General features: G+C 41.0%; 24 protein-coding genes. 16 read left to right on the plus strand and 8 right to left on the minus strand.

Features of this window, described 5'->3' with window-relative positions; translation table 11 throughout:
- Window positions 1-7 precede the first annotated feature (7 nt).
- The 15 genes from IEE84_RS04415 to IEE84_RS04485 all read left to right on the plus strand — a co-directional run bounded on the left by IEE84_RS04415 (window position 8) and on the right by IEE84_RS04485 (window position 14,433).
- Window positions 8-499: a phage tail tube protein gene (locus IEE84_RS04415; RefSeq protein ID WP_191114996.1), complete on the plus strand. Its 492-nt coding sequence runs from the start codon at window positions 8-10 to the stop codon at window positions 497-499.
- A 78-nt stretch (window positions 500-577) separates the two neighbouring features.
- Window positions 578-928 (plus strand): phage tail assembly chaperone family protein, TAC, encoded by a 351-nt coding sequence (locus IEE84_RS04420; RefSeq protein ID WP_191114997.1) that lies wholly within the window; start codon window positions 578-580, stop codon window positions 926-928.
- Window positions 929-1,014: 86 nt separating this feature from the next.
- A complete protein-coding gene (locus tag IEE84_RS04425; RefSeq protein ID WP_191114998.1) occupies window positions 1,015-1,221 on the plus strand; it encodes a hypothetical protein in 207 nt (68 codons plus the stop codon).
- A gap of 65 nt (window positions 1,222-1,286) precedes the next feature.
- Complete coding sequence (locus tag IEE84_RS04430) at window positions 1,287-1,964, plus strand: hypothetical protein (protein WP_191114999.1); 678 nt, start codon at window positions 1,287-1,289, stop codon at window positions 1,962-1,964.
- Window positions 1,965-2,204: 240 nt separating this feature from the next.
- Window positions 2,205-5,552 (plus strand): lytic transglycosylase domain-containing protein, encoded by a 3,348-nt coding sequence (locus IEE84_RS04435; protein WP_191115000.1) that lies wholly within the window; start codon window positions 2,205-2,207, stop codon window positions 5,550-5,552.
- A complete protein-coding gene (locus tag IEE84_RS04440) occupies window positions 5,549-6,025 on the plus strand; it encodes a hypothetical protein (protein WP_191115001.1) in 477 nt (158 codons plus the stop codon). Before IEE84_RS04435 ends, IEE84_RS04440 begins: the two co-directional genes overlap by 4 nt.
- Window positions 6,025-6,549: a DUF1833 family protein gene (locus IEE84_RS04445; protein WP_191115002.1), complete on the plus strand. Its 525-nt coding sequence runs from the start codon at window positions 6,025-6,027 to the stop codon at window positions 6,547-6,549. Before IEE84_RS04440 ends, IEE84_RS04445 begins: the two co-directional genes overlap by 1 nt.
- On the plus strand, window positions 6,546-6,926 hold the full coding sequence (locus tag IEE84_RS04450) for a hypothetical protein (protein ID WP_191115003.1): 381 nt from the start codon (window positions 6,546-6,548) through the stop codon (window positions 6,924-6,926). Before IEE84_RS04445 ends, IEE84_RS04450 begins: the two co-directional genes overlap by 4 nt.
- Entirely contained in the window at window positions 6,895-9,771 is a 2,877-nt protein-coding gene (locus tag IEE84_RS04455) for a host specificity factor TipJ family phage tail protein (RefSeq protein WP_191115004.1), read from the plus strand. The genes IEE84_RS04450 and IEE84_RS04455 overlap by 32 nt, the downstream gene beginning before the upstream one ends.
- Before the next feature lie 55 nt (window positions 9,772-9,826).
- Window positions 9,827-11,425, plus strand: a complete 1,599-nt coding sequence (locus IEE84_RS04460; protein ID WP_191115005.1) for a hypothetical protein — start codon at window positions 9,827-9,829, stop codon at window positions 11,423-11,425.
- Window position 11,426: 1 nt separating this feature from the next.
- Window positions 11,427-12,161 (plus strand): hypothetical protein, encoded by a 735-nt coding sequence (locus IEE84_RS04465; RefSeq protein WP_191115006.1) that lies wholly within the window; start codon window positions 11,427-11,429, stop codon window positions 12,159-12,161.
- A 48-nt stretch (window positions 12,162-12,209) separates the two neighbouring features.
- Window positions 12,210-12,722: a hypothetical protein gene (locus tag IEE84_RS04470; RefSeq protein WP_191115007.1), complete on the plus strand. Its 513-nt coding sequence runs from the start codon at window positions 12,210-12,212 to the stop codon at window positions 12,720-12,722.
- Between the two features lie 9 nt (window positions 12,723-12,731).
- Window positions 12,732-13,073 (plus strand): hypothetical protein, encoded by a 342-nt coding sequence (locus IEE84_RS04475; RefSeq protein ID WP_191115008.1) that lies wholly within the window; start codon window positions 12,732-12,734, stop codon window positions 13,071-13,073.
- A 63-nt stretch (window positions 13,074-13,136) separates the two neighbouring features.
- A complete protein-coding gene (locus IEE84_RS04480; RefSeq protein ID WP_191115009.1) occupies window positions 13,137-13,631 on the plus strand; it encodes a glycoside hydrolase family 108 protein in 495 nt (164 codons plus the stop codon).
- Window positions 13,632-13,725: 94 nt separating this feature from the next.
- Window positions 13,726-14,433 carry a GDSL-type esterase/lipase family protein gene (locus IEE84_RS04485; protein ID WP_191115010.1) on the plus strand — a complete coding sequence of 236 codons (708 nt, stop codon included), beginning with the start codon at window positions 13,726-13,728 and terminating at the stop codon, window positions 14,431-14,433.
- Between the two features lie 770 nt (window positions 14,434-15,203).
- Here IEE84_RS04485 and IEE84_RS04490 read toward each other — a convergent pair.
- Entirely contained in the window at window positions 15,204-15,704 is a 501-nt protein-coding gene (locus IEE84_RS04490; RefSeq protein ID WP_224737896.1) for a BLUF domain-containing protein, read from the minus strand.
- Window positions 15,705-16,175: 471 nt separating this feature from the next.
- Here IEE84_RS04490 and IEE84_RS04495 point away from each other — a divergent pair, with 471 nt between their 5' ends.
- Window positions 16,176-17,807 (plus strand): long-chain-fatty-acid--CoA ligase, encoded by a 1,632-nt coding sequence (locus IEE84_RS04495; protein ID WP_191115012.1) that lies wholly within the window; start codon window positions 16,176-16,178, stop codon window positions 17,805-17,807.
- Window positions 17,808-17,869: 62 nt separating this feature from the next.
- On the opposite strand, the gene IEE84_RS13085 is transcribed toward IEE84_RS04495, so the two are convergent.
- The 7 genes from IEE84_RS13085 to otsB all read right to left on the minus strand — a co-directional run bounded on the left by IEE84_RS13085 (window position 17,870) and on the right by otsB (window position 24,282).
- Entirely contained in the window at window positions 17,870-18,088 is a 219-nt protein-coding gene (locus IEE84_RS13085) for an MgtC/SapB family protein (protein ID WP_224737968.1), read from the minus strand.
- Window positions 18,089-18,429: 341 nt separating this feature from the next.
- On the minus strand, window positions 18,430-19,104 hold the full coding sequence (locus tag IEE84_RS04505; RefSeq protein ID WP_191115013.1) for a glycosyltransferase family 2 protein: 675 nt from the start codon (window positions 19,102-19,104) through the stop codon (window positions 18,430-18,432).
- Window positions 19,105-19,148: 44 nt separating this feature from the next.
- The gene (locus IEE84_RS04510) at window positions 19,149-19,877 is read right to left on the minus strand and encodes a class I SAM-dependent DNA methyltransferase (RefSeq protein ID WP_191115014.1); all 729 of its coding nucleotides are present in this window, start codon (window positions 19,875-19,877) and stop codon (window positions 19,149-19,151) included.
- Window positions 19,861-20,721 carry a PIG-L deacetylase family protein gene (locus IEE84_RS04515; protein WP_191115015.1) on the minus strand — a complete coding sequence of 287 codons (861 nt, stop codon included), beginning with the start codon at window positions 20,719-20,721 and terminating at the stop codon, window positions 19,861-19,863. The genes IEE84_RS04510 and IEE84_RS04515 overlap by 17 nt, the downstream gene beginning before the upstream one ends.
- Window positions 20,709-21,710 (minus strand): acyl-CoA dehydrogenase, encoded by a 1,002-nt coding sequence (locus tag IEE84_RS04520; RefSeq protein ID WP_191115372.1) that lies wholly within the window; start codon window positions 21,708-21,710, stop codon window positions 20,709-20,711. Before IEE84_RS04520 ends, IEE84_RS04515 begins: the two co-directional genes overlap by 13 nt.
- Window positions 21,711-21,813: 103 nt before the next feature.
- The gene (locus IEE84_RS04525; protein ID WP_191115016.1) at window positions 21,814-23,373 is read right to left on the minus strand and encodes an alpha,alpha-trehalose-phosphate synthase (UDP-forming); all 1,560 of its coding nucleotides are present in this window, start codon (window positions 23,371-23,373) and stop codon (window positions 21,814-21,816) included.
- Window positions 23,374-23,394: 21 nt separating this feature from the next.
- Complete coding sequence (gene otsB / locus IEE84_RS04530) at window positions 23,395-24,282, minus strand: trehalose-phosphatase (RefSeq protein WP_191115017.1); 888 nt, start codon at window positions 24,280-24,282, stop codon at window positions 23,395-23,397.
- Between the last annotated feature and the right edge of the window lie 435 nt (window positions 24,283-24,717).

The following is a 24,717-nucleotide window of genomic DNA, read 5'->3' on the forward strand; positions in this document are numbered from 1 at the left end:
GCCAATCATGGCTAAGAAAGAAAAAGGTGTATTTACGCAGGGCACCAAAGTTTGGATTAAACACGGTGAGGCTGACACGCCGATCTTAACTAAAATGGACTGTATCACTGGCGTTGTGCTTGGTGATGATAGTCCCACTGATATTGATGATACTTGCCTTGACGAAGAAGATTCAGCAACATCAACATATGGTCTTAATAAGCCTGGTGAAGGCTCAATCACCATTAACACTGATCCTAAAAATGCAACTCATATGACGCTACTACAATTAGCAGAAGATAAAGAGTTGGTCGAAGTATATATCGGATGGTCAGATGGTATAGGTATTGAGCCAGACATGGTAACTCCTGACGTTACACTACCTGAGACGCGCACATGGACCGTCTTCACTGCGCGATTAAAAGCAGGTGCTCCTACGTTTGATCCTGATTCACTGGTTAAGCATTCAGTAGCAATGAAGCGTCAAACTAGAGCTGTCACTTCGTATAAGACCACTTAACGAACGATTTAATCGCCAAAAAAAGTTAAAAACAAAGCCTCTTAATTGAGGCTTTACTATTTTTAGAGGATTACAAAGATGGCAAAGTATCAATTATCAGATGTCAAAGCAGGTAGCTTGGTTGGAGAAATCCATGAAGATACGGTTGAGTTCTACCATAAGGGTGAGTTGTGCGACGTTGATATTAAGTACAAGATACTTCCTTTCGTAGAAAGCGACGCGCTTCATAAGCGTATGAATAACAATGAAAATGTTGCAGCCGAATGGATTAGCAAGGCACTGGTTGACGGAAAAGGCAAACAGCAATTCACAGAACATCAAGTTAAAACAACCTTTATTCAACCGTTAGCAAATGCCATATTCAATATAGTGTGGGGGCTTGATAGTGTAAAAAAGGCGATGGAGAAGACCAAGGACAAAAAGGAATAATCGCTGGCGAGAACGAGCTATTGTTTGAGCTTGCGCTGGCAGGTATCGGCGGTAATACAATTCACCAAGTTGTAAGCAACCTTACTATGAGTGAGATTAAGCAATGGGCGGAATATCGCTCAAGGCGTGGTAGTTTAAATGTGGGTAGGCGTGTTGAGCAAGCCGCAGCTAATATTATGAGCTTTGGTTATAATATGAAAGTTAAAGATGCTGAGAATTGGATTGATCCTATCGAGTTGATGCCACATGAAGATGATGTAATTGAGAGCTTTGAAGAACAGTTGACAAACTAAATGTGTTGCTAGAGTGTTTCCACTCGGTTATAGTTAACCTTTGTTTAACCTTGGCGCACTAGATTATGAAAAAGATATTATTCACATCAATTATAACGGCTGGTCTTTTATCAGCCTGCGCGACACCTAGCTACAATTATAAACCTGAACTTAAAGAGATAAGTAAGCCGCCAATCGGGCAGGTGGCTACTGCTAATCTTGGCGATCATATGTTGACGCAAGGAATGATGGTCCAGCAAGATGCTATCTATATAGATGGTGACTACAATATGTCTGGTAATACAGTATCTTCTGGTTATTTTGCCAAACAAGGTGAAGATGAGAAATATGAACAATATAGAATATCTAATGACGTTGGCGCTGGTAAAGTCGCGAAAGGCATCTTAAGAGATCCACCTGCTTTACTAGCTATTAGAAAAGAAGATAATGCTCTTTGCGTCATGACAATTTATAACTATGTCAGTAGTTGCACTACAGAGGTTCCGTATCAAAAGACTAACTGGGCTACTGCCAACAAAAACAGCTTTCAGCAAACACTCCTTTATAATGGCAAGGTAGGCAATAAGATAAATATTGGTTATCGTGAGTTTAGCAGCGATACCGCAAGACCGGCTTTTAATAATGATGTCGAATACGACTTGTCACAATCTAAAGAAATTGGTTACAAGGGCGCTTTGATAGATGTAATTGATGCCGATAACAGACAAATTAAATATAAAGTCACTAAAGGCTTTGATAAATAAAGTATTAAGATGCAATACTCACCACGCCGAAAACTACCCGCCCAGCAATTAACTTGGGCGCAGATATGGGTGAATCATTTGATTGAAAGCAATCACTGGTCACTCGTTGAGTCCATACCCATTGGCTATTACGTTTACATGTATATAGACGACTAATAGTAAGACAACTAGAAGATTTTAAAGAAACCTCAGTCTGAAATGATTGAGGTTTTTTATTGCCAAAAATAAGGATTCACTGTTATGGCCAGCACCTCACTAGGTACATTAACTCTCGACTTAGCTGTGCGCTTAAGCGAGTTTACTGATGGTCTAACACGCGCTGAACGTGAGACACGAGACCGTACTGAAAGTATGGGTGATTCTGTTGGTAAATTTAAAGAGCGGTTAGTAGAGGATCTTAGTGGCACACCTATTGGTGATGCCGTAGGTTCTCTGACCGAAAAACTTTCTTCCATCACTGAAGCTTTTGGTGAGGGTGGCTTGGCAGGAGCAGCTGCAATAGGCGCTGCTTCTGTTATAGGGTCAGTTGTTGCTATAGGTGCCGGTTTAGTAACTCTAGCATTGCAAACAGCAGAAGCGGATGAGCAGTTAGTAAGATTGGCGACGAGAGCAAACACCTCTACTACCAACCTACAGGTCTTGACGGCAGCAACTGGTGCTTATGGATTAGAGATGGAAAGCGTTGGTGATATCTTGGCAGATGCTCAAGAGAAGCTAGGAGAGTTTAGTGCGACCGGCGGCGGTGGCTTGGTAGATACCTTAGAACTTATGCAGAATGCCACCAAAAAAACAGATGCAGAACTAGAGATATTTGGTAAGAGCTTATCTACGATGGACAGTGTAGATGCTATTCAAGCTGTAGTAGATGAGATGGAGAAAGCGGGCGCAACATCACAAGAAGTAAGGTTCGTTACTGAGTCGTTAGCAAGTGGTTTAGGCGATATCATTCCGCTTTGGGACAACAACGGTGAAGCTTTACGTAATTATGAGAATGATCTTAATGAAGCTGGGGTGATCAGAACTAAGGAGTCTATAGAGCAATCTCAGATCCTAGCAAATGAGATGGAAGGGCTACAGATTAAGTTTGAAGGTGTGTCTAATCAACTGGTCACTGAAGCCTTACCTGCCATGGCTACATTAATAGAATATTTTAAAGAAGGCACTACACAAGGCGGCAGCTTCAAGAATGAAATTAGTGGTGTAGGCCGAGCTATAAACATTACAGCGGCTTCAGTAGTGGGTATCGCAGCAGGAATAGGTCAGCTAATTAATGCTTTCTCAGCGGTCGGCATGCAGATGCGCAATATAGGACAGACTGCACAAAATTTTTATAATGCAGATAACCTGGCTGATAGAGGTAAAGCTTTATTTACTGGGTTTTTCTCTGCTGGCGCATTAGCTAGCGGAAGTATGTTAGATATATCTAGCCAATGGGCTAATGATATGGAAACGATAAACAAGTTGTTAGAAGGCGCTTCTAGCAAAATGAATCAGATTAATACACAACGCCCAGCAGTTAACACGTCGTTTGGTAGTGTATTAAACCCTAAAGGTAACAATGCTGCATTCCCTTATAGAAATGATGGTATTCCTTATAGAACTGGTGCGGTAGATGTAGAGATAATAGCTTCAAGGGCAATAGCTGATGCTGCTGAAGAAGAGGCGAAGGCACAAGAAAAGCTTGCTAAAGCTAACGATAAAACAGCAAAGTCACTTAAGGGTTTGGCTACTGCCAAGCTAAGCGTGAATGCCAAAGCACTTGCCAATGCTGAGAACTATGGATTCGCAAACTACGAGGCGAAATACGGTTTACCTTATGGTTTGATGACTGGCATACATATGCAAGAGTCACATGGTAATCCTAATGCTACCGGTCCTATGACTAAGTATGGAAAAGCTAAAGGTGGCTTTCAGATGATAGATGCCACCGCCAAACGTTTTGGGGTAGACGATCCTTACAATATGACGCAAGCAACAGAAGGTGCGGCTAAGTATTTAAGCTGGTTGTATGAGCGTTTTGAAGGTGATTTAGCTAAAACCATTGCAGCGTATAACACGGGTGAGGGGAATGTCGATAAACATCCGATGTCATTGATTCTATCAGATCGCTGGGCTAGAAATAAAAAGACGGGTATTGGTCAAACCAAAGAATACACTAAAAACGTACTGGGCTACATGAAGTCAGCCACGACAGATACAAGCAAGTTGGTGTATGACACAGTGGCCAAGCAAGCGCTTGAAGCTCAAAAACTGCAAGAAGAGACGCTACGTCGTCAAGTTTCAATACAGACAAAGTATGCAACTGACCGTGAAAAGTTAGACCGCGACTATGCCGCTAATATTACTGAAATTGAATCTCTATATGCTGAGGGTTCGATTGAACGCACCGAATTACTGAATCGTGCAAAGGCTGAGTACGACCAAAAGCGTACAGCAGCTGCAAAATCGATACTTGAAAGCTATATGGCAGACGAGGAGAAATTAACATACGAGCATAACAAGAAGATTGAACGTATCAATGTTGAGTTTGCAGAGGATGACCAGTCAAGACAGCTGCTCATTGACTTGCAAAACGCAGCGTATCAAGAAGATTTAGCTAACTTCAAGTTTGCGTCGCAAGCCAAAGCTCGCGCCCAAGACAAAATGTATCAGTCTATTGCCAATAGCATGAGAACAAGTAGCTTATCTGCTGCCAGCAACGGCCTTGATAGTATGGCACAGCGTACTATGAGCGATGATGAGTATTCAGTTTGGCGATTGGGTCAAGACCGCGATGAATCCTTTAATTCTATCAATAGTCAGTACTCTAACCGCCAGTCTGAGATTAATGCGACTGATGAGCGTGGTAACTTTGAATTGCCAGAACTTGAACGCTTCGAGTTATTAGAGCGTGCTAAGCAAGAGCACATGGACAACATGTGGGCGATGGATCAAGAATATGCGCTCAAGCAGCAATCGCTTGATGAGCAATTAAAAGATAAGCGTGTAGCAATACAAGCAAATGCTTTTGGTGCTATGACCGACATTGCAGCTATGTTCTTTGGTGAAAACTCTAGATTGCATCAGGCTGCATTCATAATGGAGCGTACTTTTGCTGTGCAAAAAGCGCTGATGAACGTTAAAGAAACGCAAACTAATACTTTTAATTCTTTATCCGCTATACCTCTTATCGGTCCATATATTGCTGGACCAGGCTCATACGCCGCAGCTGCAATCCAAGTTGCGACTGCTGCAGGAATACAGGGGATTTCCACACCATCTGTTGCTGGTATTGCTCACGGCGGTCTAGACAATGTGCCAGAGGAAGCGACTTATCTACTGCAAAAAGATGAGCGTGTGTTGTCACCTAAGCAGAATAAAGACCTGGTTAAGTTTATGGCCAACGGTCAAAAGGCGAGTGCCGGCAACATTACTATCAACAACAACTCAAAGGCTGAAGTTAGTGCTAGACAAAATCCTGATGGCACGGTAACGGTCGATATGGTAGACAAGATGATTGAAAAGTCATTCAAACGTATTGGCCGCGCCAACTCAATCGAAAGCAAGAGCATACAGCGTGGCACAACAGCAAGGGTGAATCGCCGATGAATAACTTTGCGCTATGCCCACTACAGCGGGGCTATGCACCTGAAGTAGCGAACAATATATTAGAGCAAGAGCTGATGGGTGGGTTTGCTCGTCAGCGTGTTCAGTTTGTCAATAATGTACATGCAGTTACCGCATCGGTCATGCTTGACGACAAAGGTAAGCAGCAATATTGGTGGGCATTTTGGCGTAGTCATCAAGCGAATCCCCGTCCTTTTCTATGGCGCTTGATTGTCGATGATACTGAGATGACTACCTATGTCTGCCAGTTTGTAGCAGGCTCGCTACGGCTTAATGAACGTGACGGCAAGGTTTATAGCGTGTCGTTTGGTCTGCGCTTAAAGCCAAACAATACCGGCACAGATTTTGATGAAACCATCATTGGTCTGTGGGAGTCAGGCGACCCGCGCAAGCTACTTAATTTACTCGAACAACTGGTTAATGAAGACCTACCAGATGCATTAGGGAGTATCTGATGGTAACAATTGATGATATCAAAGATTTACATCTTGATAGTTCACCTAGCATTGCCCCACTTGAGACGCTAGAAGTGAGTCATAGTTTGTGGCCCACGCCGATTCGCATTGTGACCAATCATGCTGATGGGGTTAATGCGATGCTCGAGACTGGTGAGACAGTATATTTTGAGTTTGCACCATTACTGATTAATCGTGGCAAGACCTCTGATGATCTTGATCAAAGTTTTAATATCACGCTTGGCGATTTGGGTGAGATTGTACCGCCATTGATTAAGCAGATAAGAGCATCGGACAGCGATGAATATCCACAAGTTATTTATCGTCAATATGCCTACGACGCTTCATCAATGACCTTTGCCAAAGAAAAGCCTATTGATATTGCAAAGGGTTTATTCGTTGAGCAGATGAGCCGCGACCACCAAGCAACCACGTTTGAGGCCAAGACACCGGACAAGAATACCGTCGCTACTGGTAGACCGTACTCGCCTGATTACTATGTTGATTTAAAAGGTCTGTTATGAAAAGCATCGATCCTTTGCTTAGCTGTAAGTTTGACCGTGATAATTATCATTGTGTGCATCTGCTGATAGATGCGGGCAAGCATCTATTTGAATACGATTTTAGCCACTGTTTTTTGGGTTTGACTGGCTCCATCGATGACAAATTAATCCCAACCAAATCAGCTATGCAGCAAGGCGACTTGGTTGCCAAGCCTAGTACCGCCACTATCGTTTTGATGATGACACTTGATAATCGACACCATGTTGGATTGTACTATTGCGGTCGAATCTTACATTTATCAGAGCTTGGTACACGTTACGAGACGTTGCGCACACTCAAACGCCAATATAAAAAGGTGCGGTTTTATGACGTTAAAGATTTTCCACAACGAGCTTGATGCTACTGAATGCACTGAGCATAGTTTCGACTGTCTTTTGACAGAATGGCTGGCAATACGTGAGGAATATCCTGCGTCACGACTGTACAAAAGCACTATATGTGTGCAGAACGACATCACGCCAAAGACCAAGCTTGAGGCGTGGGCACTTAAAGATGTTACTGGTGATTATCAAGTGCTGTGTCATGCAGCGGATCCAGTAACGCTAGGCATCATCGCTGCGGTCATCTCTGTGGGTGTGGCTGTATATACCTATGCCAATATGCCGGACATGAGTGCTACGAATGATGTAGCAGGATCACCTAATAATAGTCTCGCACAACGTCAAAACAAACACCGCGTCAATGAGCGCGTGCCTGATATTTATGGTCGTCGTAAATCCATACCTGATTTGATATCGTCTGTTTGGCGCCATTATGAAGACAACATACAAGTGGAAGAGTGCTTGCTGGATATTGGTACCGGTTGGTTTGCTATTGATGAAGACACAGTCAATGAAGGTGAAACACCTATCAATACGATTGAAGGTGCATCACTCAGTATTTATGAGCCTGGACAGTCCCTTATAGATACAACTCCACAAATTCAGATAGGCACAGCGTTTGACGAGCTGCCATTGGTCACCAAGCAAGTTAGCGGCATTGATGGTAAGCAGGTACTGAAGACATCAGCTTCAGGAGGTATTACTTTCACCGATTTTACGATCGAAGATGGAAACAAGTTGGTCGGAAATACTGAATATACTACATATGAACACACCTATTGGTACTGGCGCGGTGGCGACCATAACGGTTACTGGAAAACAGAAACGCGTTCAAACTATTTAAGGTTTACCCAGGCATTTGAGCAAGGTGACTCTATCAAGATTGAAAACGCCATATTTGGTTCGGTGGCTGACGCACAGATATCAGGCAATACAGATGTAGGTGTGGATGGTGTTTTAACTATTGCTTCATCAAAAGAGCTTGTTAATCCTAGTGAGTACCGCCGCATTAGAATAGCAGCTCTTAATGTAGCTGATGCAACCAATGGCGATCTGACGCTGGCAGGTGAGTATCCGGTTGATAGTATTATTAAGTCAGGTAGCGCAAACGCTTGGTTTTATGAGGTAACACTATCAGCAGGCTATAAAGACGTAAATCCGAACTTTTACTTACTGACCGCTGATGCAGCAGGTATTACATCGGCTGTATTAACTGCCAATACAAACAATATCGATTTGTCAGGCGTCTATACGATTGCAAGTTTGACCGATACTACAATCAGCCTAGTAAACCCTGCAGGTGTGAATGCTGACTGGTCTAAGATAGATGGCGCGACGCCAGAGCAGATAGCATCATTTAGACAGCGCACCATACGATTTACTGGTACCGGTAGTAACTTCACTGGCTGGAAGTATTCTGGGTCAAAAGAAACGACAGGGTTTATTCTAAACTTTTTGGCTAGCAACGGTATCTATGAGGGAGATAAAGCAAAGCAGGTATCAATAGAAGTGGAATATCAGATGGTAGGTGATGATGGTGTCCCTTATGGGCCTATCATGCGTCATGGCGATACTATGGAAGGTCAGGCCAACAACCGTTCACCAGTTGGCATGACTATCAAAAAAGAGTTGCCAGAAGCGGGTAAGGTGCGCTTTAGGGTTAATCGCCTTAATGACAACGGCAATAGTGCACAGTTAATCGATGACGTGGTATTTGAAAGTGCCTACAGTTATTACGAGACTAAAAAATCAGTTTATGAGCACGATACGGTTATCCGATTGCGCCGTATGGCTATTGGTTCTGGAACTAACGCCAGTGAGTTAAATGCCATCGTGCATCGAAAGCTCAATACTATTGGCGGCTTTCTGCCTACTAGCGACTTTGCCGATATATCAATTGCTATGGCGCTCGATCCTTACATTGGTCGTATGGATGAAACTGAGGTTGATGTTGATTCCTTTTATGACTTGAGTGACGAGATAGCCACGTATTTCGGTACAGACAAAGCATGTGAGTTTAACTATACGTTTGATGATAAATACAGCAGCTATCAAGAGATGATCTTTACGGTTGCTGAAGCTGTGTTTTGTACTGCAAGACGAGAAGGCGGTCTGCATTATTTTAACCTTGAACGTGAAACACCTAATAGCTTGGTACTATTTAATCATCGTAATATTCGTCCAGAGAGTATGGTTGTTACTGAGTTTTTTGGCATTCAAGATAATTACGATGGCGTAGAGCTGAAATGGCGCGACCCGTCTGACAACTATAGTGAAGCTATCATTAGATTGCCTGATGATCTACGAACCAACTACAAGACGATTGAGAGCCAAGGCGTGACCAATTACGCGCAGGCGCATTTCTTGGCACACAGGGCTTGGAATAAGCTAAGATACAACCGTAAAGCGATTGAGTTTACTGCTTACGGCGAGGGCGACTTGGTTACTCGTATGGATAGAATTGCAGTTGTTGATTCTACGGTGCCGATACTATGTAGCGGGCAAGTTGATCTGCAGGAAAACACGATATTGACCTTAGATTATCCAGTTGATTTGGATGAAGACAAGAGCTATGTCGTTCATCTGCAGATTAAAAACTGCACCGTTGATGTGATTGAGATTATTGGCCAAGTTGGTCACTATCAAATTGAGCTGGCACGAATACCAATGATGCCACTGGTGACCAGTGGGGTGGCTCATTCAGCATTTAGTATTACTGAAGCTGTGGATATTGAAGCTGAAGCGTATTTGATCAATGAAAAGTCTGGCAAGGGAGTGTTTGAGTCGACGGTAAGTGCTATGGCTTATGACAGCAGGTACTACCCGAACGACAAAGACTACATAAACGGCTTGATAGCTTAAATTTAATTAAACATATGCCCTCAATTATGAGGGTTTTTTTGTGGGAGTTTGAAAGATGGCAGAGCTGTTAACGATACAAGATTCTATTGATGGTCGTTTGGATGTTAAATCGTTAGGCGAAGCTGCCAACGGTGATGAAAACACACAAGTCGTGACGCGCACTGGAGAGACATACCCATCAGCTAAAAAAGCAATTAAAACAATGTTTGCAAATGGTGGTTTACCTGCCCAACCATTTGCAACCAAAGCTATGATGACTGCTAGCACATTAGCAAACGGTAGCTACGCGCAAGTAACAGACGACACCACTAATAACGGCTTGTACTTAAAAGCAGCAGGTGCTTGGGTTAAGAGTGCTTATGACCCATTGACGCAAGCTAACACTTATACAGACACAGCTATCAAGTCAGTTGCAGATTCAAACGCAGCATATCTCAAGTATTTGAACAATCTAGAGCAAGCTAATAAAGATAAACCAAATGCAGCTATTGTCATATTGCTTGGACAATCTCTAAATGCGCCACGCGGTACAGCAGTGCAAACCAAGTCGTCACCTATCGCTAAAATGCCAGTGGGAGGCGCGTCAATTACTCAGTGGGCTTATAACGCTACAAATGCTCTATGGGTAGGCAGTTACTCAGAGCTTGAGACTGCTGTTGATTACGTATCAGGTGCAGGACAAACCCCAGCAACAGGTATTATCAGTGCAATGTCAGGTGGTGTTTTTAGTCGTTTATACATCGGTAATGCCGCTATTGGTGCCAGGACATTAGACGTACTTAGTGATGGTGGTGCGATAACCAATCTAAATGCGCTGCTACATAGATTATGCACGCTCGCTCGTAACGATGGCTACAACCCACAAGTGATGTTTTATACAGCGCATGGCGAAGCTGATGCGGCAGCGAGTGCGACAGAGCAAGATTACTACAGTGATGGGATACGTTATTACTCAACAGCACAGCTATACGCAGCGCAAGCAATGCGGAAACCTAATTATCGCGCACCTATCGTCTTTACGCACCCTCCGCAACAAAACGCACCCACAGACAAAGAAATCAAAGCGGCTATTAAGCGCCTTGCTTCTGACCTACCCAACAGCATTGATTTGGGTTCTATCTATCAATACCCTATGAGTTCTGACAGAGTTCACCCTACTGAGACTAGCTATGTACTACGTGGTGAAAAAGTGGGTAAGGCTTTGAACAGCTACTTTGAGCAAGCGAGCATAGATAAAGCACTTTACATGACAGATGTGACGTTAAGTGGTACTACGTTTACAGCAACATTTAATGCGACCGTTGTACGTGATGTGAGCCTAAACTTTGGGCAAGCACTTAATGCCTCACAAGCAGAGGATGGTCTTGAATGGATAGATAACGGTACTCAAATCGCTATCGTTTCGAACTCACTTGTCTACAGTGGTCGTAATATCACTGGCACATTAGCAAGTGCACCAGTGGGCACTTTAGAGCAACAGAAATTAAGAGTTGCAGAGCAGGCTACAACAGCGACTTATGTTCTAGGTAATGATGTAAATGCAGGGTCAGTTATTCGTAAAGCTGGTGACGGTTGGCAATCAATCTACACCCCGAGCTATGTCAATTACGTGTGGGCAACTGGACAAACATACAATAAAGTAAGAGGAGCTTAATATGACAAACGCATTTGATATACCGAATTACATTCAGGGTCACATTTTTAAAAACCAAGCGTCTTACTACGACGCTGCTAAAAAAGAGTTTATTGACCAAGCGGGTTATGGCGATGCTAATAACTTAAAGATAACGACAGGCACACCAAATTTTCAGGTGGTTAGTAATAACGAGGGTTTGTTATTAGACAATACTTATCATGGTAAACACGTATCTACAATGCCTTGGCAGGGTTCTATGGTTGTTGTATTAAAGCCTAACTACACAAGTGGTGGTACGTTAGTGCGTTACTTGACATATATTGGCAATAACGCAAACGCAGGGGTGCGAGCTGGTTTACAGACGGTCAGTGTTGGAGGCAACCGCAGAGTTGTACTACAAACAGGCTCAGGTGTAGTAAAAAACACTTATGAGCAGACAGGTGACGGTTTAGTAGTCATCGTCTACGCGCTAGACCAAAAAACACGTAAGTGCTATATGACCGTTAATGGCGTTAATGTTTTTGAGACCTATGCTTCATCATCAAATCCGACATCGGGCAATGAAGTAGCACTTAGTAGCGGTGTGGAGGGCGCTATTTTTGGCAACATTAACGGCGTTATAGGCGACACAACAGCTATTACTGATTTTAATGTTTATATGTTTGAGCAGCATTTTTATGCAGGTAATATCATTACAGAAAATCTTGCTGATACTAAAAAACTGATTGAGTCACTAAAGGCTAAATACGCTTAAAACCAACCCCTTAATCGGGGTTTTTTATTATCTAAATTAGGCGGGGTTATGGACATCAAACAAACATTATTAAAAATGTTTTTATTTAATAAGTGGTTGTGCAGATCAGAATCAGCAAGAAAGACAAGTAAGTCACTTATTAAGTTAAAGCGTTACTTAGCAATAAGCATTACATTTGCTGAGCTTATAAACGCTTCAAACATAATTGGGTTTAGCCTTATCTTTATATATAACAAAACCTTTAGTACCGAGGGTTTAAGCCTACCAAGCTACAGGGTTTTCGATGAAGTGTCGGTATGGTGGTTCATTGTCTTTTTTGTACTAGGCGTCCTACAGCTAATATCTATGCTCGTACCTTCTCTCAGGGCTGTCAAAGCAAGCGGCTTATGTATGATAGCGTCATCGTTATCATGGGGTGTAATCACAGGTGCTTATTACGCATCGCAAAACGGGATGATAACACCAGCGACAGTTATCATTGGCACATGGGCAGCAGCTATGTTCTTCATGGGTAATAAGATCATTAAGCGAGCCATTTTAAAAGAGCGAGTCACTATTTAAGGAGATGTAATGAGCTTAGTATCAGAAGTGATAGCATCATTCACTCCACAAGTAATATTTGGCATGTTTGGCGGCTTTGTTGGTGGAATCTACGGCATCAACAAAAAAGGCTATGACGTAAAAATATCATTAATTCTAATTTTTACAGCGATTGTAGCGGGCAGCGCAATTGCTGAAGTTCTACAAAAAAAGTTCGGTCTGACTTACTTATTACCGCTTTGTCTAATATCAATACCAGCAGGCGCATTCTCTGGTTATTTGATGGTTGCACTAGACATTGTGAGTCCAAAGTTTGCGGCTCAAGTCGCTGACAAAATCGGTGAAAAAGTCGTTGAGAATATAGATAAATAACAATACGCATTAAACACAGCCCTAATTTCGGGGTTTTTTTAATGTCTAAAATAAGGTGAAGCTATGAGCGTATTTGACACAATATTTGAAAGACTGGTGAAGCATGAAGGTGGTTATGTCAACCATCCAAACGACCCTGGTGGCGAAACCATGTATGGAGTCACCAAGCGAGTGGCACAAGCACATGGGTACCATGGGGATATGCGCAAGCTGCCCAAATCACTTGCCAAGCAGATCACTGAGAAGTCATATTATAAAGCAGTGAAGGGTGATAATTTGGATCGATTGATTGCATGGCAGTTGACTGACGCTGCATACAATCATGGCAACCGCCAAGCAGTCAAATTTTTGCAGCGTGCGGTTGGTGCTAGTGACGATGGTTTGATTGGCCCACGCACATTGGCAGCTGTTGCAGCTATGGATAAGAATGATGTGGTATTATTATTCAATGCTGAGCGTATTGAGTTCTATACCGGTCTTCGCGGATGGATTAGTTTTGGCAAAGGTTGGGCAAGACGAGTGGCTGGCAACTTACGATTCGCAGCAGCAGACAATTAAGTCTACGCCCTTCACCTTTACTTATGTAAAAATATTTACTATCACATAAGTAAAGGGTAACATATCTTCTTTTTAAGTTAACATTAGGTTTATAATGCTAAAAAAGATAATGTTAGTTTTATTATTTTCTGTGTTCTTCTTATATGGATTAGCAGTTGGTCACTACAATGTATTTCCGTTTCATCAGATAGTAGCAGCAAAACACTTTATCTCAGGGCCTGAGCCAGAAATATCTTTTGTTGCCACTCCATATTATCTACATAAAAAGACGTTTTTTCAATTAAACTCACAGGATGATTATAATATAGTTTTTATTGGGGATAGTATAACGGACGAAAGTGATTGGTATGATATTTTTCCAGATCAAATCATAGCAAATAGAGGTATCAGTGGCGATAGCACTGAAGGTGTTTTAAAACGTATGGATACAATCACAAATACGAAAGCTGAAAAAGCTTTTATCATGATTGGGACTAACGATATCGCCAGTGATGTTGACGTCGAAACTATCATCGAAAATTATGAGAAAATATTAGATGAGCTAGAGATTAATAAAATCACGCCAATTGTTCAGTCAACTCTTCTTACGTATAACAAAACCGCAGAACGAAACGAGAATATTAATAAATTAAACACGAAATTAAAATCTGTTTGCTTAAAAAGAAATATCACATACGTGGATCTGAATCCGTATCTTTCGGAGAATGGCATGTTGAGTGAGAAATATTCATATGATGGCTTACATTTAAATGGGGAAGGCTATGCTATGTGGTCTAAAGTTATATTAGAGTATGTAAACTAGCTTAATTAACGGAGAATACATTGTTATTAACTTACGATTTGCAGCAGCAGACAATTAAGCTGTGACATGATTTTTGACAGCGTATGGTCATACGCTATCACATGCAATCACATTGCATAATCGTAAGTTATTGATATTATTAAAGGTGGATTTGATAGCGTGTGATAGTATTTGATGTAATCGGGTTCAACTCCCGCCATCTCCACCAAATATTGATAAAGGGCTAACAGTCATAGACTGTTAGCCCTTTTTTTTGGGTTTTCACTACTTTGTAGGAGTATGGCGAACCATATAGAATGTTGGTATTATTTTTGGTATTAGAGTTGATACATACTCTCAATACAAACAAAGGATAGCCCAATGCTCTTAACTCATACCGTCATCAATAAGTTATCACTTAGTACACCTCAATTGATACAAAGCGACCTGACAAGCATAGTGATGACAGTGATGGGCTGCAATTAAGGGTTTATACCAGTCAATAAGATGAAAGCTAAGCATTTCACATTGTGCCACTAGCATCGCAAGCAATGGCGATACTAGAGCAAATCGAAAAACTAAATTTTCTGGTCAGTATATTTTCTTCAATACCTCAACCTGTAAGCCATACAGTCAAAGCGCATTTATTAATGTCCTATAGAATATGGGCTATACCTGAAGCCATTAGACATGGGTTAAATGGGTACTAGCAGCTACAAGGCAATGAAGCTTATAACAGAGTAATGAGCTGTCGATACAAGAGCTAATTTAAGTCTAATAGAACCGTTTAGTTAAGAACTAAGGTATTTCATATCAGTTGCACGTTTTTCTTGTTGCTCTTGAAGAGCTGATAGTTTTTCAATGAGCATTGTAATTTGAGAGGCACTCATTAAGTAAGGTTTGAATTCATTGCTAGCTGAGTACTTGAAATATTCTTTATTCTGATCGCTGGTGGTTAAATATTTCATTGACCACTTATTCCAATATCGTTCTTCAACTGCACGACAATCGATAACTTCCAAATCAAAATGTCTTTCATCGTTAACCAATTTTCTCAATAAATTGTTAATTACAGGTCGTGCACCTTCGATAACTTGGAGGAAGTAGTTTTCATTCATCACTAACACCCCAGTAACGCCACTACGTTCATTGTTTCGTCGCGCTTGCTCTAGAATACGTGCTACTTCGATATTTGCATTTTTGGTGTTATAGCGGCTAATATAAGTTAAACGTAGGATAATATGTTCACCATGATTTACATCCAAATTTTTTATCTCTTCAAGCGCAGTCAAATTTGACTCCATAGCTTACTCCACTTAATTAAATGTCATTTAATCGTTTGCTGTCACTATTAGAGTTAACATTGATAACTACAGCTAAGAATTATGAAGCAATTATAGTAGATATAGTAATTTAGGGCTTGCTACCAAATGTAGCAAGCATGTAAACATGATGTATTGCGCGGCAATGACTAATTGTTGTGAGCAGATACAGAGAAAATGTCGGAGAAATATATAAATTTTATGGTTAATTAAAAAAACAGTGATACCAATGAACTTTTAATGAGAAAGTAAGAATCATTTATATAGAGTAATCATTAAGTTTTTGAAGTTAAGTCACAATTTTTCGTTGTCTATGGAGGACATAATATTAGCTTGTCTTAAAGAATAATTCTGATTATTCTTAATTGAGGCCTATTCTTCGCATCAGGCGATGCAGTAGCAAGAATAAGCGGACTTTCAAATAACTACAGGGAATGTATTATGTTAGGAAAAATGATGTATCAGCCATTGCTGATCAGTGGTCTAATCGAACACGCTGCCCGTTATCATGGTGATACGGCAGTTTTGTCCAAAGAAGTCGATGGACAGATGACTCATACCAATTGGCGTACTGTCTCAGATAACTCAAAACGATTGGCCAATGCGTTGGCTACACTGGGACTTAAATCATCAGAACGCATAGCAACTTTGGCTTGGAATAATCGTCGGCACTTAGAAGCTTGGTATGCGATTTCAGGTAGTGGCATGGTTTGCCATACTATCAATCCACGTTTGTTCCCCGAGCAGCTTAGCTACATTATCAATGACGCTGATGATCGAGTACTGTTTTTTGATACTACTTTCCTACCGCTAATTATGGCAATCAAAGAGCATATCAAAGGTGTTGAACACTTCATTTGTCTAGGTGATCGAGATGATAGTATCGTAGAAAAACTGCCTAATGTACTGTTCTTTGATGAGCTATTAGCAGAAAATTCTACTGACTTTGACTGGCCTCAATTCGATGAAGCAACAGCCAGCTCTTTATGCTATACATCCGGAACTACTGGTAACCCTAAAGGGATTTTATATACGCATCGCTCTTCTGTGCTACATGCGATGGCATTGTGCATGCCTGACGTCTCCGCGCTCTCTGCGCAAGATGTTTTGTTACCCGTGGTACCGATGTTTCATGTCAATGCGTGGGGCACACCTTACGCGGCTGCCTTGACTGGTTGCTCTCTCATACTTCCTGGTCCAAATCTTGATGGTGACAGCCTAGTATCTCTCATTGATGATTGTCATGTCACGGTTGCTTTAGGTGTTCCAACGATTTGGCAAAGTCTATTGACCGCTGCCAAAGCCAGAGGTAGCAAGCTTGATAGCATGACGCGTACCATTGTCGGAGGAGCCGCATGCCCACCATCAGTAATCAAAACGTTCAGAGAAGACTTTAACTGCGATGCGGTGCATGGTTGGGGTATGACAGAAACCAGTCCACTTGGAACGATGAATCAAATAAAAGCCAAGCATAAATCGCTGAGTAAAGATGAGATTAATGAGTTGCGTAACTCTCAAGGTCGTCCACCCTACGGCGTTCAGCTACGCCTCATAGATACTGACGAGCCGCTACAGCAAGTCGAAGAAGATGGTATGTCTCAAGGTCGTTTACAGATCAAAGGGCACTGGATCATCAATGATTATTACACAGAAAATCCTGATGCGATAACTGAAGATGGTTGGTTCGACACAGGCGATATTGCAACCATTGATGCCGATGGCTATATGAATATTCGGGATCGCTCAAAAGATTTGATTAAATCTGGTGGAGAGTGGATATCGTCAGTAGAGCTAGAAAACATCGCAGTTGCCCATCCGCAGATAAGAATGGCAGCCGCTATTGCTGCAAAGCATAAAAAATGGAGCGAGCGTCCAGTATTGATTGTGGTGAAAGAACCAGATTCAGAAATCGATGAGTCGCAAGTGCTGAGCTTTTACGAAGGTAAAATCGCCAGCTGGCAAGTGCCCGATAAAGTCATATTTGTAGATAATATCGTGCTAAATGGCGCTGGGAAAATGGTCAAAAAGGATTTGCGTGATGACTATGGCAACGTATTATTAGCTACTCAATAGTGTACTTTAAATATCCGTCAGAATATTATCTAAAAGGTTATAGTCCAGCATCGTTTTTGATATCAGGCTTTTGGTTTAAAAGTTTTAGAAAACTGTAGGATTAAAGAACCAACTATGGATAATATAATGGCAATCTCATAACGGCTATAGGCAACTGAAATACTGACCGCTGCTATATTCCATAATCTAGCAGCGGTTGCAGTACCTTTAGCACCAGCCTCATTTTTAAAAATAGCTCCTCTATCAATAAAATCCGTACCAGTAATTATTCCATAAATAATTCTAGCCTCAGTATCAGGTTATGGATGTATAAGCATACCTACTAGCATAAAGGCGCATGATGCAATTGTCTCTAAAGGAAAGGTTCTTAAGCCAGCACTATTTGCTTCAAGTTCGCGATTAAGAGCAGTTGGTAATGACAATATAAAAGCAGTACCCAATTGAAAAGTATGGTATGTAAAGATTTCTAGATTAATATTAAAATCGAATATAGGTATATTTAGGTAATAATTGAAGAGGAAGCTGCTTTTATTATGCGAAATTTTATGAATGAATTGTTAGCTATGTAAGTAATCAAATAAAGCTAAACCAGTTTTTTATTCTATCAGCTAAGTACATATAGTTAACATAAGCTGATTTTCTCAAGGTTAGCTAAAAACGCCCCAAAACCTTCTTTTGCTCTTGCTTGTAAACGGCTACTAGTCGATACACGGACACGATTGCTCCAAGTAATCGCATAGCATTGAGCTTCAAACCTACTTACTAGATCTACATCTTCATGACAAGTCAAAGGTGCAAAGCCGCCAATAGCTAGATATGCTTCTTTGCTAAAACTTAAATTTGCCCCATGAACATGACGATGCCCCATCTTGTCTTGATAATGCGTAATATAAGCTTGTTGTGTTTGTGATGACAAATGGCCCCAGTTATCGATAGACACCACGCCGCAAATCATATCGGTCTTCTGCTGGTCAAAATGTTCCATTTGCTGCACTAACCAATCCATAGGTACTGTTGAGTCAGCATCAGTACAGGCAAGCCATGTTGCACCATTAGCGATTGCGTAGCGAATGCCCATATCCCTAACTTGTCCCACGCACTGATAATAACAGCATAAGTAATCGACCCCTGCCGCTTGGACAATTCTCAATGTGTCATCAGTGCAGCTATCTAGTACGACCAACGAAGAGGCTTGAACAGTTGGAGGCAGTTGTTCAATCGCGATCTGTATAGAGGCTATGCATTGGGCGATAGCCTCTGCTTCGTTATGTGCAGGAATTACAATACTAATTTTCATAATATCTACCAATCCCGATATAATTTACGATTATTTCTGGTTTTCTATCTTAGGTTTTCTTGCATAGCAACTGACGTGGAAGAACGTTGCCAAATATCTAGTAAAAAGTCGCTATCTATCATTTGGCTCTGATGATTGAAAGCGTGATGATTTTTTTCGTTTGCAACGCTAAAGGCTTGATGCAAACGTTGATGTACAACCTCACCTGTCATTGCAAAACCATCAATAGCATATCGCCAGTGGCAGCACAGCAGAGTGCCATTTAGAGTAAGATTGTGTAGTACCCAATTGATGACTGCATCGATATCTTTGGATGATAAATAGTATAAAATCTCACTAATAACGATTAAATCAAAGGGGGGTTGATTGATAGAATTATCGTCTGATGACAAACTTTGCTGTCCCACTAGTTCCTTTAAAGAAAATAGTTTCTCGGGAACAATGCCCTGTATGACTTTGGCATGAGGTAGCGCTGCTAAACGCTCTTTAGCAAGTTCTACTGCCCGACGGTTGCCATCAATACTGATTAAAGCCTGAGAGCGATGCGCCAATAACTTGCTTAGTACGCCATTACCGCAGCCTAATTCAATCGCACATTTATAATGTGGTTGGGGTAGTAGAGCCAAGCAAGTATTACGTTTTCGTTCTTCATACCAACGAGTTTGATATTGCCATGGGTCGGCATTGTCATTATATAATTCGTCAAAATATGAATCCGAATAGGCGCTGTACTGACTTGAATTAGCCAAGCTGTCTTTAGAGGTATGGTTCATATATATAAACTTCCCAAGGTTGGCTGATTCGAGTAATCGTTTGCTTAGTTAGAATAGGCGAGTTGCCTGTACTTACATCTTTAGTGGTTTGGCTTTTGAAGCAGTGGATAGCTTGGATTTTTTTCTCTAATTGCTCAGGCGTTAAGTCCACTCTCACAGTATGGTGCCAAGGGATTCGACTGTCATCAGGTTTTGACCAATGCCACGCCCATATCAGTACTTGATAGCAGCGCAGGCGATATTGCTTGGCAAATGAGGTGACCACTTGCCCTGTAGCTTCATGGTCAGGATGCCCATCATGTGTGAAAGTCGTGACTAAAATGTCATCAGGTTGGAGGATGCTTGCTAATTTCTGATAAAAGTGAGCTTGTTGCGCGAATACATCGCCATCTGTTAAGTCTAAAGCAAGTGTCGTAACCTGGTGGTTCACGCTCAATGCTTTTAGAGCTTCAACACTTTCTTTTGGACGGATAATGTTCAGCTGTTCTGGAGAGTAAATCTTCGAGTTTGGATGACTTTGGGTACCATTAGTCACGTGGATAAGGACTATAGGGTTACCATTATCTGTTAATTGCTGTAATAATCCGCCACAGCCTAATATCTCATCATCAGGATGCGGTGCAAAGATACAGACGCGTTGATGTGAGCCGAAGCTAGTCTGAATATTCAATTGAGGCAGTTTTTGTAATCCCGTCCAGTTTTGCCATGTGTCTGAGCTAGTACCAGCACCTTCAATAATACGGTTTCCTACGATCGGATGAGCGTGACGAAGCAGGGTAGTAGGCCTAACGCTATTATCTTTGGGGGTAAGCTGTGTATACTTATCTAATTCTATAGTTGCCATACGTTTGCCTGCTCATAAGTCGAATTACTGTGTAAAAGGTTGTTCAATTCACCAATTTTCTGTAAGTCAAAAGCACCATGACTTTGGCGAATGAACACGGGAAGATCTGCTGATAATTGTGCAAAATGAGCATTATGGCAAAATGGTGCGGCTCCTAATGCTTGACCCACTACCTCTACTGTGTAGCGCGCGACTTTTTCAATTTGAGCTCTCAATTGACGTATAGTAAGTTCATGGCAAAGCGATGGCTCTGTATCTATTAGATCGGCGACGTAATAAAGATATTGTTGAGTAACTGCTAATGCAGTGCCAACTTCACCTAAATACATTGCCTTATAGTCATTCGGTTTTTGCTGATAAGCAGTGGTCAAATAGCTTGCTAGGCAAGCTGCTGCGCCATACCAACACGCAGCAACCCCTGCAGCCCCGTGCCAAAACCCTGCACGTTCTAGATAGGCATTCTCTTTTCCAACTAAACTTGCTGATACACCACAAAACTTCACAGTAGCTGTATCTGTGGCTTGCATACCTACTGCCTGCCACTCACTACTGTTAATTTCAATACCTGCCTGATGCATGTCTATAATTGCTAGTTGTGATTGATTATTGCTATTAAGATAAGTAACGAGGGCATAATCTACCATGCTAGCTCCTGAACACCATGCTTTGTGACCAATGGCTTTTCCTTGTTCATAACGTAGCGGGTCGGGATGGCCTTCTGCTGCCCAAACGGCCCATAAACCTTCATCTATCTTACTATAGCCGATTTCATGCAGAATACTTAAAGCATCTAAATGCGACTCGAACCATTTAGCAATCGTTAGATCAATACTTGCAACATATGCCAAAACTTGCCAACGGATTAAAGTATTTGAAAGCCTACTATGCTCAGCCATACCGCTTGCTGGATGAGGGATATTTTCGCTATAACTCACCAATGTTTTTAAAATTTCGTAGCGTAACGTATCGCTTAGACTAAGCGTACTCATCGCTTGGTTGTCAGTAGCTATTATTCTATCGACAGCGACTTTAATATCTTTCAATAAGTCATTTTTTATATTTGTCGATCGCATGAGAGTCTCCTAGTTATCGTTATGAGTCAGACATGTGAATATTGACGGGCTCCATGCTACTTATTTGACTGCTGCTTTCGTTGTATAAATCATCCAAAAAACTCTGCTGCCAAATCTGCAAATTATCTTTCTGTAACCCTTGCAGTAATGACCGATAACGAGACTGACGCTCTTCTAATGGCATCGTGAGGGCCGTTCTCAATCCTGTTAACATGCTATCTGAGCTATTAGGGTCTATAAGGACTGCATCTTGCATTTGCTCAGCTGCTCCAGCATAACGCGAGAGTAATAGCACACCAGGATTATCAGGATTTTGGGCAGCAACATACTCTTTAGCAACCAAGTTCATGCCATCTTTAAGTGAGTTCACCCAACCGACATCACTTTGCCAAAACATCGTCATCAATGTTTCATGGCTCAGTACGGTTTCGCTATAATTAATGGCTTGCCAAGAGCTCTTCTCAGATGAGTATTGCTGATTAATTTTATGAACCTTATTTTTGACATCGTTATAGAGACTTTGATATGCCAGCAAATCTAAACGACTAGGGCAGGCGACTTGTAATAACTGCAAACGGTTTTGATATGATGGATTTTGCGCCAGAAAATCGTCATATGCTGCAAAGCGTTCTAGCAGCCCTTTTGAATAATCGATCCTATCCACTGCAATAATCTGTTGAAAGGCAGGCTTTTTATTTTTATAAAGTGGGGTAGAGTGCAAGAAGATAGTTGAAGATAAGTGTTTAATCTGTTCTTGAATTTGTGCCACATTGACCCCTATTGGATAAGCATCCACCATTAAAGAATGCTGAGATTTCAGCGCTAAATTGAGCGTCATTTTTGCTCTAGTACAGGTATAGGGCTGAGCAAAATTTCGCTTCATATCTAACACATTTATCGGCGCGCTTGCTCCAAGCTGGTCGTGTATAAAATGATCTTTCAAATAATACTGCAAGACATTCAAGCAATTATTTCTATCTCGCTGAGTTTGCGTACCTACTAGATCATAATGAGCCAAATGATGCACAATCTCACGACTTTGTTTGAGCGTTTTCCAAAATTGTAATGAGGCAAAGGGGATATGTAAGAAAAATCCGATACGATTAAAGATGCCTAACTGTCTACAATAATATGCCACGCTTAAAAAATGATAATCATGTACCCAAATTACATCATCAGGCTCAATAATCCTTTTTAGTTGTTTAGCGAACAGACGGTTTATCGCTTGATAGCCTGTGTGATATTCTAGTGTTTGATTGATTAAATCGGTTCTCTCATGCAATAGTGGCCATAAGACACTGTTAGCAAAGCCACAGTAAAATTGGTCATATTGTTCTGTAGTGAGGGCAGTGGTCATATAGGTAAGATACGTATCACTACCTTTTACATTGACTTCATCGCTGTTAAAGGGATTAGTGGAGTCATTATAACTATGGTTATCGACGACCTTGCCATTCCAACCCATCCAAACCACTGAACTCCCTATTAAGACATTTTGCAATGCTACCGCCAGTCCACCAGCCATCGGTTTATTATCAGGGAGCTTAACTCGATTTGATAAGACAATTAAGCGACTCATGGCATTGACCTTAATTTTTTTTCAATAGTGAGAATTAACGTTTATTAGTCCAGATGGTGACACACCGCGTTTCCGGCAAAAACTTAGTAGATTATGAAGTAAATCTGTTACTTCATTAATATCATTGACATAATAATGAGCACAGGTGGATTCCCTACCCACTTTAATACCTAGTCCTTTTAGTGGCTGGTCCAAGCCCTTCCCTAGTTTGTCTGAATCTTGTATGGCTTTAAAACCCGCTTCATCAGTAATATCATCACCAATAAAAATGGCACAAGCATTGTTGCTAGCCTTGTCTATTATTTTGTCTAATAGATATAGAATAGCAGTCCCTTTATTTATACCTTTTGGTGTCGCTTCCCAAACATACTTGCCAGGCGTCAATGCCCAGGCAGGATGATTCTTTAACACTTTTTTCATGATGGTATGAGCCTCAGCAGCCAAACAAGGATTCTGCCGAAAGTGTAAAGCGATAGAGTAAGGTTTGCTTTCTATAATGAAGTCATCATAAGCGGTACAATAATGGATAATAGTTTGCTTGATTATATCTAGTTCTAAAGCATCGTTAGAAAAAGTATCTATATCATTACGATTGCTATCTTTACTAGTAGTAAGACTATGCTCTAATCCTATTTCTAGACCATGGGTTGCCGCAATTGGTAACGATAAGGGCGACAGCATTTTTTTGGCTTCTGTAAGGCTACGACCAGTCACTACAGCGATATTAATGCCATGGTCTTGTAACGCCTGTAGAAGATCTAAGGTAGGGCGGGGAATAATACTGTCATTAGGATTTATGGTGAAATTTGAAAGTGTGCCATCTATATCTAAAAATAAATAGTAATCTTGCTGATGGCTTAGATAGTCAGCAAAATTGTTCGGTTGAATATATATAGGTCGTTTACTCATATTAAAAGTAGCCCATACTTGTATGATATTTAAGAGAGTATTGTTTTTGATATAGTATTTCTGCTTTGCTGTATTATAAAAAAATTGTATAAAATAAACTAAAGTCCATAAATCGTAATAAGATTGCCATAAAATTAACGGCGTTCTGGTAGTAATAATAAGTAATTTATTATGTTTTATGTAATTGATTAAACATTATGGAAATTAAAGGATATTGATTAAGCAGTGTTTTACAAAGGTAAATGTACTTGGTGAAATTTATTTTTAAATAACTAAAGAATAAGCTTTTAAGAAAATTCGATTGGTTGTCTATAATGCTTGCAAGGAATGAGTGATTATAAAAATTATGGAAGGGGGATCGTAGCAATTAGCGTTGATAAGTCTTTATAGGTTTCTTTTTAAATTTCATCAAGGCCAATTGAGGTTTATACAAAC

The sequence above is a fragment of the Psychrobacter sp. 28M-43 genome (genome assembly GCF_014770435.1).
In the GTDB taxonomy this organism is placed as follows: Bacteria; Pseudomonadota; Gammaproteobacteria; order Pseudomonadales; family Moraxellaceae; genus Psychrobacter.

Excerpts from the sequence above, each read along its gene's own strand:
- IEE84_RS04415 (WP_191114996.1), top strand. The coding sequence starts at position 8 with ATGGCTAAGAAAGAAAAAGGTGTATTTACGCAGGGCACCAAAGTTTGG.
- IEE84_RS04420 (WP_191114997.1), top strand. The coding sequence starts at position 578 with ATGGCAAAGTATCAATTATCAGATGTCAAAGCAGGTAGCTTGGTTGGA.
- IEE84_RS04425 (WP_191114998.1), top strand. The coding sequence starts at position 1,015 with ATGAGTGAGATTAAGCAATGGGCGGAATATCGCTCAAGGCGTGGTAGT.
- IEE84_RS04430 (WP_191114999.1), top strand. The coding sequence starts at position 1,287 with ATGAAAAAGATATTATTCACATCAATTATAACGGCTGGTCTTTTATCA.
- IEE84_RS04435 (WP_191115000.1), top strand. The coding sequence starts at position 2,205 with ATGGCCAGCACCTCACTAGGTACATTAACTCTCGACTTAGCTGTGCGC.
- IEE84_RS04440 (WP_191115001.1), top strand. The coding sequence starts at position 5,549 with ATGAATAACTTTGCGCTATGCCCACTACAGCGGGGCTATGCACCTGAA.
- IEE84_RS04445 (WP_191115002.1), top strand. The coding sequence starts at position 6,025 with ATGGTAACAATTGATGATATCAAAGATTTACATCTTGATAGTTCACCT.
- IEE84_RS04450 (WP_191115003.1), top strand. The coding sequence starts at position 6,546 with ATGAAAAGCATCGATCCTTTGCTTAGCTGTAAGTTTGACCGTGATAAT.
- IEE84_RS04455 (WP_191115004.1), top strand. The coding sequence starts at position 6,895 with ATGACGTTAAAGATTTTCCACAACGAGCTTGATGCTACTGAATGCACT.
- IEE84_RS04460 (WP_191115005.1), top strand. The coding sequence starts at position 9,827 with ATGGCAGAGCTGTTAACGATACAAGATTCTATTGATGGTCGTTTGGAT.
- IEE84_RS04465 (WP_191115006.1), top strand. The coding sequence starts at position 11,427 with ATGACAAACGCATTTGATATACCGAATTACATTCAGGGTCACATTTTT.
- IEE84_RS04470 (WP_191115007.1), top strand. The coding sequence starts at position 12,210 with ATGGACATCAAACAAACATTATTAAAAATGTTTTTATTTAATAAGTGG.
- IEE84_RS04475 (WP_191115008.1), top strand. The coding sequence starts at position 12,732 with ATGAGCTTAGTATCAGAAGTGATAGCATCATTCACTCCACAAGTAATA.
- IEE84_RS04480 (WP_191115009.1), top strand. The coding sequence starts at position 13,137 with ATGAGCGTATTTGACACAATATTTGAAAGACTGGTGAAGCATGAAGGT.
- IEE84_RS04485 (WP_191115010.1), top strand. The coding sequence starts at position 13,726 with ATGCTAAAAAAGATAATGTTAGTTTTATTATTTTCTGTGTTCTTCTTA.
- IEE84_RS04495 (WP_191115012.1), top strand. The coding sequence starts at position 16,176 with ATGTTAGGAAAAATGATGTATCAGCCATTGCTGATCAGTGGTCTAATC.
- IEE84_RS04505 (WP_191115013.1), bottom strand. The coding sequence starts at position 19,104 with ATGAAAATTAGTATTGTAATTCCTGCACATAACGAAGCAGAGGCTATC.
- IEE84_RS04510 (WP_191115014.1), bottom strand. The coding sequence starts at position 19,877 with ATGAACCATACCTCTAAAGACAGCTTGGCTAATTCAAGTCAGTACAGC.
- IEE84_RS04515 (WP_191115015.1), bottom strand. The coding sequence starts at position 20,721 with ATGGCAACTATAGAATTAGATAAGTATACACAGCTTACCCCCAAAGAT.
- IEE84_RS04520 (WP_191115372.1), bottom strand. The coding sequence starts at position 21,710 with ATGAGTACGCTTAGTCTAAGCGATACGTTACGCTACGAAATTTTAAAA.
- IEE84_RS04525 (WP_191115016.1), bottom strand. The coding sequence starts at position 23,373 with ATGAGTCGCTTAATTGTCTTATCAAATCGAGTTAAGCTCCCTGATAAT.
- otsB (WP_191115017.1), bottom strand. The coding sequence starts at position 24,282 with ATGAGTAAACGACCTATATATATTCAACCGAACAATTTTGCTGACTAT.